The organism is Leclercia adecarboxylata, from assembly GCF_006874705.1.
Taxonomy (GTDB): Bacteria; Pseudomonadota; Gammaproteobacteria; order Enterobacterales; family Enterobacteriaceae; genus Enterobacter; species Enterobacter adecarboxylatus_C.
On sequence record NZ_CP035382.1, the window covers coordinates 2,203,547 to 2,217,507 of the forward strand.

Annotated in this window: 12 protein-coding genes; 10 read left to right on the top strand and 2 right to left on the bottom strand. The window is 52.3% G+C overall.

The window, feature by feature from the left end; genetic code table 11:
* Positions 1-14 precede the first annotated feature (14 nt).
* From ES815_RS11490 to ES815_RS11535, 10 genes are read left to right on the top strand one after another with little or no spacing between them, the layout of a single operon-like run.
* Positions 15-1,430: an undecaprenyl-phosphate glucose phosphotransferase gene (locus ES815_RS11490; RefSeq protein ID WP_142487904.1), complete on the top strand. Its 1,416-nt coding sequence runs from the start codon at positions 15-17 to the stop codon at positions 1,428-1,430.
* Positions 1,420-2,706 (top strand): outer membrane beta-barrel protein, encoded by a 1,287-nt coding sequence (locus tag ES815_RS11495; protein WP_142487905.1) that lies wholly within the window; start codon positions 1,420-1,422, stop codon positions 2,704-2,706. The genes ES815_RS11490 and ES815_RS11495 overlap by 11 nt, the downstream gene beginning before the upstream one ends.
* Position 2,707: 1 nt before the next feature.
* Positions 2,708-3,265 carry a polysaccharide biosynthesis/export family protein gene (locus tag ES815_RS11500; protein WP_142487906.1) on the top strand — a complete coding sequence of 186 codons (558 nt, stop codon included), beginning with the start codon at positions 2,708-2,710 and terminating at the stop codon, positions 3,263-3,265.
* 2 nt (positions 3,266-3,267) lie between these two features.
* Positions 3,268-5,385, top strand: coding sequence for a GumC family protein (locus tag ES815_RS11505; RefSeq protein ID WP_142487907.1), 2,118 nt, complete (start codon positions 3,268-3,270; stop codon positions 5,383-5,385).
* Complete coding sequence (locus ES815_RS11510) at positions 5,382-6,593, top strand: oligosaccharide flippase family protein (RefSeq protein ID WP_142487908.1); 1,212 nt, start codon at positions 5,382-5,384, stop codon at positions 6,591-6,593. The genes ES815_RS11505 and ES815_RS11510 overlap by 4 nt, the downstream gene beginning before the upstream one ends.
* Positions 6,590-7,966: a capsular biosynthesis protein gene (locus ES815_RS11515; protein ID WP_142487909.1), complete on the top strand. Its 1,377-nt coding sequence runs from the start codon at positions 6,590-6,592 to the stop codon at positions 7,964-7,966. The genes ES815_RS11510 and ES815_RS11515 overlap by 4 nt, the downstream gene beginning before the upstream one ends.
* Complete coding sequence (locus ES815_RS11520) at positions 7,963-8,961, top strand: glycosyltransferase (protein ID WP_142487910.1); 999 nt, start codon at positions 7,963-7,965, stop codon at positions 8,959-8,961. Before ES815_RS11515 ends, ES815_RS11520 begins: the two co-directional genes overlap by 4 nt.
* Positions 8,961-10,172 carry a glycosyltransferase family 4 protein gene (locus ES815_RS11525; protein ID WP_142487911.1) on the top strand — a complete coding sequence of 404 codons (1,212 nt, stop codon included), beginning with the start codon at positions 8,961-8,963 and terminating at the stop codon, positions 10,170-10,172. The genes ES815_RS11520 and ES815_RS11525 overlap by 1 nt, the downstream gene beginning before the upstream one ends.
* Before the next feature lies 1 nt (position 10,173).
* The gene (locus ES815_RS11530; RefSeq protein ID WP_142487912.1) at positions 10,174-11,286 is read left to right on the top strand and encodes a glycosyltransferase family 4 protein; all 1,113 of its coding nucleotides are present in this window, start codon (positions 10,174-10,176) and stop codon (positions 11,284-11,286) included.
* Between the two features lie 2 nt (positions 11,287-11,288).
* The gene (locus ES815_RS11535; RefSeq protein WP_142487913.1) at positions 11,289-11,696 is read left to right on the top strand and encodes a hypothetical protein; all 408 of its coding nucleotides are present in this window, start codon (positions 11,289-11,291) and stop codon (positions 11,694-11,696) included.
* On the opposite strand, the gene galE is transcribed toward ES815_RS11535, so the two are convergent.
* The gene (gene galE / locus ES815_RS11540) at positions 11,697-12,713 is read right to left on the bottom strand and encodes a UDP-glucose 4-epimerase GalE (protein ID WP_142487914.1); all 1,017 of its coding nucleotides are present in this window, start codon (positions 12,711-12,713) and stop codon (positions 11,697-11,699) included.
* A 121-nt stretch (positions 12,714-12,834) separates the two neighbouring features.
* The gene (locus ES815_RS11545; protein WP_142487915.1) at positions 12,835-13,761 is read right to left on the bottom strand and encodes a hypothetical protein; all 927 of its coding nucleotides are present in this window, start codon (positions 13,759-13,761) and stop codon (positions 12,835-12,837) included.
* Between the last annotated feature and the right edge of the window lie 200 nt (positions 13,762-13,961).

Here is a 13,961-nt window from a genome sequence, read left to right on the forward strand (position 1 = left end):
AAGTAGGTCTGGACATGCTGAGAAATTCGCAAAAGATTACCCATGGAGGATACTCGGTATTCATTACATTAATTGATTTCTTCTCAATTAATTTAATTTTAATGCTGAGTGGGTGGGTATTGAAAATGGAGTCTTTCGATACTGTAATTTTGATCAGCTTATTGTACTCCACCGCTTTTTTACTGTTTGGTGAATACACGCAGTGCTATCTCTATCGTCCTAAAAACAACAAGTTGCGTAACCAAAGACGCCTCTTTCTGACGGCTTTTTTTGCCATTCTTTTTATCGGCCTGGTGCGTCTGCTGGTCGCGAAATTATACGCTCTGGGCTACGTCAGCTTTATCGATGTGCGTAATATACCTGCTATGCCGCTCTGGTATGCCTCGCCGATCCCTTTTCTCTACGTCGTCCGTCTGATTATTTTCAAGCTGTCGGCAAAAAAGAAAATAAGGGTGGCTATTATCGGCATTACGGATAACGGCCTGGCGGCTGAGCGGGCGCTGCGCCTGGAGTACTCTGATGTGCAGCTGGACCTGGCCTTCTACGATGAACGCGGTCCTGAGCGGCTCGGCGAGCTGGCCACCAGAATTACCAGCCCCTATAACGGGCCGGTGATCAAGCTGGTTGAAGAAGCCAAAGCCAGCAGAGTCGACGAGATCTATATTGCCCTGCCGATGGTGGCCCTGGAGCGCATCCGCCATTTTCTGGCGATGATGTCTGATACCACGGTCAACACCTATATTGTGCCGGACTTTTACGCCTACAGCACTAATACCTCCCAGATCCGTTCCATCCACAACCTGCAGACCATTGGCATTTTTACCTCCCCGCTGGACGGGGGCGGGTCGTTTATAAAACGAGCAGAAGATCTGGTATTGGGCAGCGTGATTATGGTAATGATTGCCACGTTAATGATCGCTATTGCTATTGGTATCAAACTCACTTCACGTGGGCCTGTTTTCTTCAAACAGGATCGCTATGGCCTGAGCGGGCAGAAGATTAAAGTCTGGAAGTTCCGGACGATGAAGGTGATGGAAAATACCGACACGGTGGTACAGGCGACACGAGACGATCCTCGGGTCACCCGCTTTGGCGCATTCTTACGTCGGACATCTCTGGATGAACTGCCGCAATTCATTAATGTAATACAGGGGAATATGTCTATTGTCGGTCCACGGCCGCACGCTGTGGCGCACAACGAGCTTTACCGTAAGCAGGTCGAAAACTACATGATTCGCCATAAAGTAAAGCCTGGGATCACAGGTTTAGCGCAAATTAATGGCTATCGTGGCGAAATTGATGCGCTATACAAAATGGAAAAGCGAGTCCAGTACGACATTGAATATATTCAGAACTGGTCCTTTTGGTTAGATATAAAAATCATCATTAAAACCATTTTTAAGGGATTTGTCGGTAAGAATGCATACTAAAATTATTATTATCGCTGGGATTATAGCGTCTCCGGTCGCCCTGGCAGAATTAACGCCAAAATCACACATCGGCATTGCGGGCATCGACTTTCAGAGCAACGTCGCTGTTGATTACGGGCATAACGATAACGTGACCTACCAGCACGATGACAGCGATGCGAAAGGCTCCGACTTCCAGAGCCTCAAGCCCGTTATCAGCCTGAACGGGGAGCGTGGGCAGGATAAGTATCTGCTGATGTACTCCGGGGACTATCGTCACTACTCCAGCGATTCTGCGGATGATTACGATGACCACGTTTTCCGCTTCAAAGGCGACTGGCGCTTTGGTTTGATGCATGGCCTGACCCTGAATCTCGAAGATTCACTCGGCCATGAGGCACGCGGGCGCGGCGTGACGGAAGGGTTCCTGCCGGAACAGTTCCGGCAATTTGGCGTCAATTCACCCCTAACCACCAATCTGTTCAACAGCGAGCTACGCTATAGTTATGGTGCGCCGGACGGACGTGGAAGAGCAGACCTGGCGTTGATGCACCGCAAGTGGACCTTTGGCAATACCGGTCAGGTTGAAAGCCAGGATGCGGACTTTGCAGAATATATCGATGAGCAGGAGTGGGATGAAAATACGCTGATTGCAGAAATTTTCGATCAGTACACATCTAAGACGCGTTTTCGCTATAGTTTTATTACCAACCAGTTTCGTTATGGCCATGCGTCAGAAAAAGACAGTAATGAATATTATTTGCGATACGGCGTTCAATCGCAGCTAACGGGCAAAACAAACGTCGATGCGAACGTGTCGTGGCTCTATAAAACCTTTGAAAATAACCCCGGGTCGAAGGATTTCAACGGGATTAACTGGGATATTCTGGGTGAATGGAGACCTTTGCAACAGTCACTTTTTACATTAAGAACATCCCAAAGTATTAAGGACCCTTCCGAAGCGGGAGGATATAATTTAGTAACGGAATACGGTATTTCTTACAAACACCTATGGATGAACAACCGTTTAACGACGTTGCTTGATTATGCATACATTACAGAAGACTACAAAGATCAGGACAAGGATCGTCACGACAAGAATGGCGTGTTTTCATTTATCGTAGGTTATGACCTCACACCATCGATTAACTTTGGTGTGGAATATCATCTTGATACGCTTAAGTCTAATAAAGATACAGATACGTTTACCATCGGCCCCAACGATGACCGCGTAGTGACTGAAACGTTGGGCTATGATCAATCTTTGATTATGCTTACAGCTAAGGTTCAGATTTAAAATGAAAATAATGAAACTGTGCGCGTTTTTACTCCTCAGCGTTGTTTTCGCCGGCTGCAAATCACCACAGCCGACGTTAATGGACAATAGCGTGGTTGATACAGCAAATTATTTACTGGGCTCTGGCGATACCGTCAACATTAACGTTGCCGGTCAACCTGACCTGACCATGAAGGTAGTACTTGATAATAGTGGGGCTATTAATTACCCCTATATTGGCAAGCTGGAATTAAAGGGCAAAACCGCAAGTCAGGTTGATGCAGAGATTACGCAACGCCTGCGCAAAGGGTTTGTGCTCAATCCCATGGTGACCGTGAATATTGCTGAATTCCGCAAATTCTATATCTCTGGTGAGATCGAGAATCCCAATGGTTATGCCTATGAACCAGGGCTGACCGTGGAAAAAGCTATCGCCTTAGGCGGAGGATATACCGACCGTGCAGACCGCAGTGACCTTAGTATTCGACAATCATCCACTGGCGAGTTACTCGAAAATGTTGATGTGACTCACTCCGTGCTCCCCGGTGATCTCGTAATTATTGGCATAGGGTTCTTCTGACCATGAAACTATCAATAGTGGAAAATGGCAAAAAGCGAGAAAGCGCTATCGATATCTCCAGATTTGCCAGTGAAATTAAAAAGAACTCCTGGAAAATCATTCTCTCCGGCGTCATTGCCGGGGCGATTGCCTGGCCACTAATGAGTTTGATGCCGTCAAAATATGTCTCTACGGCAACGGTCCTGCTTAAAGCCCAGCCCGATAATGTGACCCCTTTCCAGAAGGTTGAGGGGTATGACTCCACCCGTAACGGCTACTACGAAACCCAAAACGCGCTGATGCAGTCGCGCGTGGTGCTGGAACAGGCGGTGCGTACCCTGAAGCTGGATCAAAATCCGGCTTTCAACGGGGGCGACGATGGTGCAACGGGGAAAGAGAACGAGCAGCAGCGGGTTGAAAATGCGCTCAAGACGTTAGGTAAAAACCTCACCATTAACAGCGTGCGTACCACCCATCTTGCCACCGTCTCGTATGAGTCCACCTCCCCGCAGCTGTCGGCAGACGTTGCCAACGGGGTAGCCGAGTCGTTTATCAATTATAGCCTGGGGCTCAAGCAGCAGAAAACGCTGCAGGCCAGTGAAGATACCCAGCACAAGCTGGCGCTGCTCAAGGAGCAAATGATCCAGCAAAAAACGGCGCTGGATAACTATCTGGCGAAAGCGGGGTTACTGACCTTCCGCGGCGTTGACGGTTTTGAAACTGAACAGATGGGCATTGTCACCAACCGGCTGGCAAATGCTACCGAACGCCGGGTGGCGGCAGAATCTATCTATAACGAAGTGCGTTCCGGTGGCGGTAAGGCCATCTCGCTGCCGTCGATTTCAAATCATGCCCAGATCCAGGATTTACGCATTGCGTTGATCCAGGCGAACAGCGAGCTTTCGCAACTGGAGAAAACCTACGGACCGCAGCATGACAAAGTGATCCAGGCCCGGGCGCGTATCGGCGCGATCCAGGCGCAAACGGCGATGACGCTCAGAGAGCAGGAGGCCGGATTACGCCAGAACTACGAGGCGGCGGTGGCGGATGAAAAAAATTACCAGAAGCAGCTGGATGAGCAGAGAGAGAACTTCCAGCGGCTGTCGATGAAGCGCGAAGGTTACAACGAGCTAAAGCTGGCGCTGGATAAGACGGAAGAGATGTACAAGGTGATCTACCAGCGTACGCAGGAGCTGACGCTGCCGGGCACCTATACCGATGCTGACGCGGAGCTCTACGATCCTGCCGTGCCCGCCGCGCGTCCTGTTAAGCCAAATAAACCGCTGCTGATGCTGATGATCGTGCTGCTGGTGATGCTCTTCTACGTGATGTACGTCATGGTGAAAGCCGCCACGGATCGCTCAGTGAACACCCTCAGCCAGATGCAAAAGCGCCTTAACCTGGTGCCGCTGGGTGAGATCCGCCGCTTTAAGGGCGTGGGAGGGCGAGGCAAGATCCGCGATCTGATTACCAGCGATCCGCTGAATGCCGACATCATTCACAGCATGCGCACGCAGATCATGCTGAGCAGTCACCCGTTGCAGGTTATTGCCGTTACGTCGGCGGAAGCCGGAGAGGGGCGGACGCTACTGGCGAACCTGCTGGCGAACTCCTTTAGCTTTGACCAGAAAACGCTGCTGATCGACATGGACTTCTTCAACAATGACGGTCTGTCGGGCGAGCTGGGCTCACCGAAGGCGCCGGGCGTGGCGGAAGTCCTGCGCGGCGACAGCGATACCGACAGCGTGCTGGTGAAGGTCAACGATAAGCTCGACTTCCTGCCGCGCGGCAATACGCCGGTCTCTGCGCTGTTGCTGCTGTCGCCCGAACGCTTGAAACCGCTGCTCGGGACGCTGCGCAGCCGTTACCAGCGCATCATCATTGATGTGGCCGCGGTGAATCAGAGCCAGGAAGTGCAGCTGGTGAGCCAGGTGACGGACGGTCTGATCTTCGTCCTGAAAGCGGGCCAGAACAGTGCCGACACCGTTGGACATGCCATTGATAAAGCTGTCAGCAATCGCTGCGTGGTGATTGGTGGGGTGCTGAATCAGGTGGTGGATAAAAACCTGGAGAGCAAAGAGGGGCTGCGTTCACTTAACTACCATACGCATGAACTGATGAATAACACAGGCCGGGCATGAGTCTGCTCAGGAGCGCTTCCACGATCGCAGGGTCATCAGTTATTTCACAACTGATTGGCGCCCTGTCGATCTGGCTCATTTCGCATAAGTACGATCTTGGCGAAGTGGGGCTCTACGCGCTCAATTACAGTATTGCCCTGATCGGGGCACAGGTATGCACCTTTGCCTCGCAGCTGTTAATTCCCCGGCAGCAGGATGACGAACTGGCCCAGAACGTGGTGTTTTGTCTCCTGCAAAGCCTGACGATTGCCATCCCCTATGCCGTGCTGACGGGCTGGCTGTTTCATCAGAATGTGCTGTTCCTTTACCTGCTTACGCTCTCGAATACCTGGGTGCTGGTGGCAGAAAACCTGTCGCTGCGTACGGCGAACTTTCGCTTTCTGGTGGTCCAGCGCATCTCCGTCTCGGTAGTGGTGGTAGTCTCTGTTCTGCTCACCCAACAGGTGATGGCATTTTACTGGATGTGGGCGATCCTGATGATGGTGCTGACCAGCGCCTGCATCCTGCGGACATTTGATATTCGCTCTATCACCCTGCATCACCTGCGGCCCTCCAGTAACCTGGCGTTCCTGAAAAAAAATATTCATCACGTCACGAAGGTGGGCAGTGCAGAAGTGCTGGCGATGGCGAGCAACAACCTGCCGATTATGCTGATCAACTTCTGGTTCTCGGCCTTAACGGCGGGTTACTTTTCGGTGGTCAGCCGCTTCTGCCTGGCCCCGGTGGTGATTATCGGCAATGCGGTGCGCAATACCATTTTCTCGAAGTGGTCGATTGATTTCAGAAACAACATCTTCAACTACGAAGAGTACACGAAGGTCCGTCTGCTGCTGTTGGTGCTGGGCGTGGTCTGCACGCTGGGCGTATTTATCTTCTATCCGATTGTGATGAATCTGGGTTTCAGCGAGGAGTGGATTGCCTCTGTGCCCACCTCGCGCTATATGCTGCCGTACCTGTTCCCGGCGCTGGCGGTCTGTCCGCTGACGGTGATAGAGCTGATTTTCGGCTCGCACCGCTATTTCCTGCGGATCCAGCTTGAGCAACTGGCGATCGTGGTCATCGCGTTTGTCGTCGTGCCGTATCTCTACAATGACTATGCGACCTCCATCATCTTATTTTCGATTCTGACGTTCATTCGCTACGCCTTCATCTATCTGAAGGTGAATAAGCGCGCCGACATTCTGAAAAACGGGTCAGTGGCATCATGAATCTTAATACCGGACATTATTTACAGACCTTCGCGCTGTTTACCCTGATCTTCTGCGGGCTGGTGCAGTATTTTACCGGTGAGCTGGCGGTACTGTGGCTGCCCTTTGTCATGACGCTGCTGATGGCCGGTTTCCTGGTATTGCAGACCCGCGATGAACCCCTGCGGCTGGATGCCCAGGAGGCCATCATCCTGACGCTGTATGGCGCCTTTATCGTGCTGTCCGTCATTTCAACGCTCTTCCAGGGCGGGGCGCTGATTACCCTCGTCGGGTTCAAAAACGAAATTGGGCTGTCGCTGGTGATGGTCTGCCTGCTGCTCGGGTTCTGCCGGGAATCGCAGATCTATCAGGTGACTCGCGCGCTGTACTGGGTCTTTTATATTCAGTTCCCGGTGGCCATTTACCAGCTGATCTTTGTCCTGCCGGAGCGCGTGGCGCTGTATGGCGAGGGCGAGAAATGGGACTCCGTAGTGGGGACCTTTGGCGGCGATCCTATGGGGGGCGGTAACACGGCCGCTATGGGGCTGTTCTGTCTGCTGATCATGCTGCTGAAAGTCTCGGAATATAAGCATGGGCTGACCAGCTTTAAATCTATGGCGCTGCATATCGTGCTGGGGTTTGTGATGTGCATCATTGGCGAAGTGAAATTCGTGATCCTGCTGTCGCCGCTGCTGCTGGGCTGGGTGTGGCTGACGCCCTCCTGGGTCAAAGAGGCAAGCAAGGTCAACTTAACCGTGCTGCTCTCTATTCTGATCGGCATGGCGCTGCTGATCGTGGTGGCGGTCATCGCCCTGGCCTACTCCTACTCGTCAGCCTATGGCGGCGACACGGCGGATAACCCTTTTGAAGTCTTCCTCGGTTCCATGGACTACATCTTCGATCCCGATTTCATTACGCCGGGCGGGGAAGTGGGACGATTCACCTCCCTGCTGTTCTGGATACAGCATAACGATCTGTCGGGGCTGCCGGGAACGCTGTTCGGCTATGGCCTGAACGCTACTAACAGCGGCAGTTCCGTCTCGCCGGGCTTCCTGCATCAGTATTACAACCTGTATCTCGATAGTACTTCCCTCAGTATGTTGCTATGGGAAGTCGGTGTGGTGGGGACCCTGCTGTTTGTGGGCCTGATTATCTACACCCTGAAGGCGGCCCGGCCCGAACCGGTGCTGTCGGTTGAACAGCTTGATGCGCCTGACGTTCACCTTCTGAGTTTCGCGCCAGCGTTTAACGTCTTCGCCATTGCCTGTCTGCTCAGTCTGCCGTACAGCCAGATAATGATGATCACGCCGATGTTGCAGTTCTTGTTTTACATGTCGTTAGGTTCCAGTTTGATTATTCGCCGGACCGTACGCCGTTATACGGGGCACTATTGATGTACAAACCCTTTATTACCGTAAGTATCAAAACCTTTAACGAAGCCGAGTGTATTGAGAAAACCATCGACAGTATTCGCAGCCAGATCGGTGAGTATCCGCATAAAATTATTGTTGCTGACAGTCTTTCAACGGACAACACCCAGCAGCTGGCCAGCGATAAAGGGGTGATGGTGGTGTCGTTAACCGAACCGGCGGACCGCAGCTGCGGTGTCGGGCATCAGCTGGGCTACCTTCACAGCGAAGGGGAGTTTATCCTGCTGATGGATGGCGACATGGAGCTGGAGCCCGGTTTTATCGATCATGCGGTGGCGTTTCTGCAGAACAACCCGACGTACGCTGGCGTGGCCGGTACGGTGGAGATGGACGACGCCTCAAACTATGAATTTACCTCCCGCAAGCAGCGCATCAATAAAATCTACCCGCTGGGCGATAACGATCATTTGGGCGGCGGCGGCCTTTATCGTCTGTCGGCGATTGCCGATATTGGTTATCTCACCAACCGCAGCCTGCACGCCTATGAAGAGGCGGAGTTAGGCATTCGCCTGCTGACCGCAGGCTATAAACTGCATCGCCTGAACGTACCCTATTTTCGTCATACCTCCTATACGATGCCGACCTTCAGGATGCTGCGCTATCGCTGGAAAAGCGGCTTCCATCAGGCGCCCGGTGAGCTGTTGCGCAGCGCGTGGGGTAAACCCTGGTTCCGCGATGCGCTGATGCTGGTGAAAAACGAAGTGATCTTTGCGAGTTACATCTTCATCGTGCTGATTGCATTCTTCACCTTCGACGTCAGCCTGATTGATATCGCGCTGCTGCCGCTGCTGGCCTTTATCCTGCTAAAAACCATTCAGAACCGTTCATTAAAAAACGGCCTGAATAGCGTAATCAACCTTGCCGTGCTCTCTGCCGGGCTGGTGAAAGGTCTTTTCCACCCGCAGCGCGATCCCCGGGTTCCGCCGGACAATAAAGTTATTCATGAACAGGTAGAGTAATGAAAGTCTTACTGGTGAATAAGTTCTTCTTTATCAAGGGAGGAGCGGAGACGGTCTATTTTCAGGAACGCAATATGCTGAAAGAGGCCGGTGTGGAGGTGATCGATTTCTCCATGCAGCATGAGAAGAACTTTCCGTCTGACTATGCCGACTACTTCGTCAGCAATGTCGATTATCACAAAGAGGGCGGGCTGCTGGCGGGGGTGAAGACCGCCATCAGCTTTATTCACAACCGCGAAGCCTGTAAAAAAATGCAGGCGCTGCTGGAGCAGACGCGCCCGGAGATCGTCCATTTCCACAATATCTATCACCAGCTGACCCCGGCTCTGATCAAGGTTGCCCGGGACTTCGGCTGTAGAACCGTCTTAACCGCCCACGACTATAAGATTATGTGCCCGTCGTACTCGATGCTGCGCGACGGCAAAGTGTGCGATGCGTGCGTGACGGGCAGCGTATTTAATGCGTTTCGCTATCGCTGTCAGGAGGGCTCGGCGGCGAAGAGTCTGCTGCTGTCGTTAGAAGCGACCTGGCAGTACATCGCGCAAAATTATCAGGCGCTGGACGTGATTATCTCCCCGAGCGAGTTTCTGCGTAACGAGCTGAAACGCTCGCTCCCGGATTCCCGCATCGATGTGATTGTGAACGGTATAGACGACAGCCACACGCCAGAGGCGGGTGCGGATCAGGGTTATCTGCTGTACGTCGGGCGCCTGAGTCCGGAGAAAGGGGTCCCGACCCTGACCCGGGCGCATCAGTTAATGCGCAATAAAATGCCGTTAAAAATCGTCGGCCACGGGCCGCTGTATGACGAGATGGTGGTGGACTACCCCAACGCGGAGTTCCTCGGCTATGTGCAACAGGGCCCGGCGCTGGATGCGCTAATTCAAAACGCCCGGGCCGTGGTGCTGCCATCAGAGTGTTATGAAAACTGCTCCATGGCGGTGCTGGAGGCGATGTCATTCGCCCGGGCGGTGGTAGGGGCCCGCATTGGCGGGATCCCGGAGCAGATACGTCACGGTGTGGAAGGATTGCTGTTTGAACCTGGCAACGCTCAGGATCTGGCCGATGCGCTGGACGTGCTGGCGGAAAACCCGGGGCAGGCCCACGAGATGGGGCTGAAAGGCCGGGTCAGGCTTTGCCAGAAATACTCACTGCGCAAGCACATGGAAACGTTGCAGTCGCTCTATCGCGAACTGCTCGACAGGCCATAATATGCCAAAAAAAATCACGGTATTGGGGACACGCGGGATCCCCGATGTATTAGGCGGCGTCGAAACCCATTGTCAGAACCTGTACCCGGCTATCCGGCAGCAATATGACGTGGAGATTTGCGTGATTGCCCGGTCACCCTACGTGCCCTACCGGCGCTCGAGTTATAAAAACGTCGAGACGCTGGCGCTCTGGGCGCCTAAAAAACGCAGTTTCGAAGCCATTGTGCATTCTGTTATTGCGGCGTTGAGGACATTTGTTGACCGATCCGATATTGTGCATGTTCACGCCATCGGACCCGGCCTCGTGGTGCCGCTGTTACGCCTGCTGGGCAAACGCGTGGTCTTTACCCATCATGGGCCGGACTACGAGCGCCAGAAGTGGGGCTGGATGGCGAAAAAAATCCTGATGCTCGGTGAGAAAGTGGCGGTGAAGTATGCCAACGAAGTGATTGTCATTTCTGAGGTGATCAACCAGCTGATCCAGCAGAAATACCATCGCTATGATGCGCATCTGGTTTATAACGGCGCTAATGTGCCGGCGCCGCTGGCTGACGAGACGATCGACAGGATCCTCGGGCGTTATGCGTTGCAGCCCGGGCATTATATCGTGATGGTCGGGCGGTTCGTTGAAGAGAAGGGGATGCATGATGCCATTGCCGCTTATCAACAGTCGGGCCTGACGCTGCCGCTGGTGTTGGTCGGGGATGCGGATCATGACACGGAGTACAGCATACACCTGAAGCAGCTGGCGTTTCAGACGCCTGGCGTCGTCATGACCGGCTTTTTAAAAGGCGAGGCGCTGCAGGTCATCTTCTCACAGGCTTCGCTGTTTGTGATGCCCTCTTACCATGAGGGATTACCTATTGCGCTGCTGGAGGCGATGTCGTTTTCGCTGCCGGTGGTGGTGAGCGATATTTTGCCGAACCTGGAGGTCGGCTTACCGGCTGAGACCAGTTTTAAGCTGGGTGATGTCGCTGACCTGGCAGACAAAATGACCCGGTGGGCGAACTCTCCGCGGATTGATTATGGCGATTTTCTGCAGCGCTACAACTGGGATGAAATCGCCAGGAAAACCGTATCCATTTACCATAGATTAGATAAAACAATAGGTTAAAATTGACCAGTAAGACCAGAAACCCGGTTGTTATCGACCGTTTTTATGAAGTGCTTGATAAGGATGTTAGCGCCCAGCTGACCCCGGAGCAAAAAGAGGAGATCGAGAGCGCCATCATCACGATTACCCTGGCGTCGCGCCACCGCATCGATGTCCGTAAAAGTTTTCCTTTCTTCGGCAAACGCCTCTATATGGTGTTCTTACTGGGGCGGGATCACCGTGCTCGCTCGCGTCCGGAGTCAAAGCTGTCGCGGATCGTGGTGACGTTTCTGATCCTGTTCGCCACCTTGTTCTTGCTGTGTTGCGTGCTGTTGACGCTGTATATGATCAAATCCGCGCTGGGCATAGACGTTTTCCAGAACTATCACGTCGGGATTTGGGACTGGTGGCTCAACCTGAAATATCAGTAATCAGGCGCTGTAGCCCCCGGGATTGTTCTTCTGCCAGTTCCAGGCGTCGCGCATCATCTCCTCGAGGTTGCGCGTGGCCTGCCATCCCAGCTGCTGGCGCGCCAGCGATGAATCCGACCAGCACTCTGCCACGTCGCCGGAACGCCTGCCGACAATTCGGTAGTTGATTTTGGTCTGCGCGGCTTTTTCAAAGGCCCTGATCAGGTCAATCACTGAATAGCCCACCCCGGTGCCGAGATTGATGGCCTTAAACGCCTCGCCGTCATCTTTATGATCCAGCGCGGCAAGGTGGCCATAGGCGAGATCCATCACGTGAATATAGTCACGCACGCCGGTGCCATCCGGCGTTGGATAATCATCACCAAAGACGGTCAGGCACGCCAGCTTGCCGATGGCCACCTGTGAAATATAGGGCACAAGGTTATTCGGGATACCGTTCGGATCCTCCCCCAGACGCCCGGAGGGGTGTGCGCCAACGGGATTGAAATAGCGCAGGCAGGCGATCCTGAAGTACGGCTCGGCAACGGAGAAGTCACGTAAAATATGCTCCACCATCAGCTTGGAGGTACCGTACGGATTCGTGGTACCGCCGGTGCGGGACTGTTCGCTTAAAGGAACGGATTCGGGGTTGCCATATACCGTTGCCGATGAGCTGAAAATAAGACTGTGCACGCCCGCACGCTGCATTTCATCCAAAAGCACCATGGTTCCGACGACATTATTTTCATAATAGGCGAGAGGCCGGACAATAGAGTCTGAAACCGATTTAAGACCGGCGAAATGGATAACGTCAGAAATGGTATGTTGCGCGAAAAGTTTTTTTAACGCGTCGCGATCCAGAATATCAGCGATGCAGACCACCGGCTGTTTGCCCGTTAATTCTGCGACCCGGATTAATGACTCCTGCGAGGCATTGGAGAGGTTATCAATGACGACGACATCTTCACCTCTCTCCAGTAAAGCCAGCACCGTGTGTGAACCAATATAGCCTGCGCCACCCGTGACCAGAATTGCCATAATAAATCCCCCAAAAAGCCATCGCCGGCCGACACAAAAAGTTGCCGGAACAGAGATGCGCTTTCACAGTGTTTTATTTTGCCGCTCTGGTTAGCGTAGTGCGACTTCCCCATATTGTCACTTAGCTAAGCAGCCGCTTACGGTGGTTGACCATAATTTTATACGCCAGTTTTTTAAGCGTAGAGAGCAGGCTGAATGTCAGGTGCTTGGTATCGTAGACAATATAATTGTCGGTGAAGTTTAAGGTGTGAATACCATCACTGTTATTGATCGACGCGCTTATTTTCCCTACCAGTTTTTCTTCATATTTATCCGGGGTTAAGCTGGTCAATTCTTTGATGAAGATGGATTTTCCGTATACATCAGGATTGCACTCCTGGGTAAAGAGGTAGGTTTTGTTGTTGATCGAGTACGGCTTGCCGGCACCTCTGAAATGCACGTTGCAGACATCCAGGTTTGGGGAGATCAGCTTCCAGTCGCCAAGAATGCCATCAGAAGTGTGAATAACCAGTTCGTTATCCATGGTCGTCGAGACCAGATAACTGACGCCATTCAACTCGAAGACGACGTTATCCGTGACGGCCATATCGGAGACCAGCACTTTGACCTTTTCCCAGCGCGCGGGGAAATCGACGGACTGGAACAGAATCACCTCTTTGCGTTCTGCCGACTCCGGGATCATGAACAGCTTACCGTCGAGCTGGAACAGGAACGGGAAAGAGAGATGACATTTTAATTCATCAAACCCTTCCAGCTTCACGTCATCAATCTCTTCCAGATCTTTATTCAGGATGCGGCATCGCAGCACCCCTTTTGAGTTAAGGAAGGAAAACGCTTCATAAAAAACATACAGCAGATCGTCTTTATCAATAATAAAAGGATCGGCCTGGAAGATATATTTTTTATCAAGCTGCTGTGCTTTGGCGTTACTGAGGATATCCAGCGTGTTCTCCGGGAAAACGTGCTGGCCATAGCTGTTAATGACCATGATGTCCCAGGACTCATGGAAGAACAGCTTTTTGATTATCCTGTTATTTTTATTAAACATTTTATCCTGCTTCTCAGAGGAAATATGAATAAATCCAGAATGTGCTGTCATAAACAGCACGAGGAAAAGCGGTACGTCATGTGTATAACAACCATATGACCAATGTTTCTTTAAATAAATAATGTAAAAGGGTGAGTCCGGGATATATCTTATGAAATAAAATGAGGTCATCTTTCGCGCGGGCTTGTCAGCCGCGCCTG

What these genes read in the sequence shown, in the direction of transcription:
- ES815_RS11490 (WP_142487904.1), top strand. Translation starts at nt 15, where the DNA reads ATGCTGAGAAATTCGCAAAAGATTACCCATGGAGGATACTCGGTATTC.
- ES815_RS11515 (WP_142487909.1), top strand. Translation starts at nt 6,590, where the DNA reads ATGAATCTTAATACCGGACATTATTTACAGACCTTCGCGCTGTTTACC.
- ES815_RS11500 (WP_142487906.1), top strand. Translation starts at nt 2,708, where the DNA reads ATGAAAATAATGAAACTGTGCGCGTTTTTACTCCTCAGCGTTGTTTTC.
- ES815_RS11545 (WP_142487915.1), bottom strand. Translation starts at nt 13,761, where the DNA reads ATGTTTAATAAAAATAACAGGATAATCAAAAAGCTGTTCTTCCATGAG.
- galE (WP_142487914.1), bottom strand. Translation starts at nt 12,713, where the DNA reads ATGGCAATTCTGGTCACGGGTGGCGCAGGCTATATTGGTTCACACACG.
- ES815_RS11510 (WP_142487908.1), top strand. Translation starts at nt 5,382, where the DNA reads ATGAGTCTGCTCAGGAGCGCTTCCACGATCGCAGGGTCATCAGTTATT.
- ES815_RS11525 (WP_142487911.1), top strand. Translation starts at nt 8,961, where the DNA reads ATGAAAGTCTTACTGGTGAATAAGTTCTTCTTTATCAAGGGAGGAGCG.
- ES815_RS11505 (WP_142487907.1), top strand. Translation starts at nt 3,268, where the DNA reads ATGAAACTATCAATAGTGGAAAATGGCAAAAAGCGAGAAAGCGCTATC.
- ES815_RS11495 (WP_142487905.1), top strand. Translation starts at nt 1,420, where the DNA reads ATGCATACTAAAATTATTATTATCGCTGGGATTATAGCGTCTCCGGTC.
- ES815_RS11530 (WP_142487912.1), top strand. Translation starts at nt 10,174, where the DNA reads ATGCCAAAAAAAATCACGGTATTGGGGACACGCGGGATCCCCGATGTA.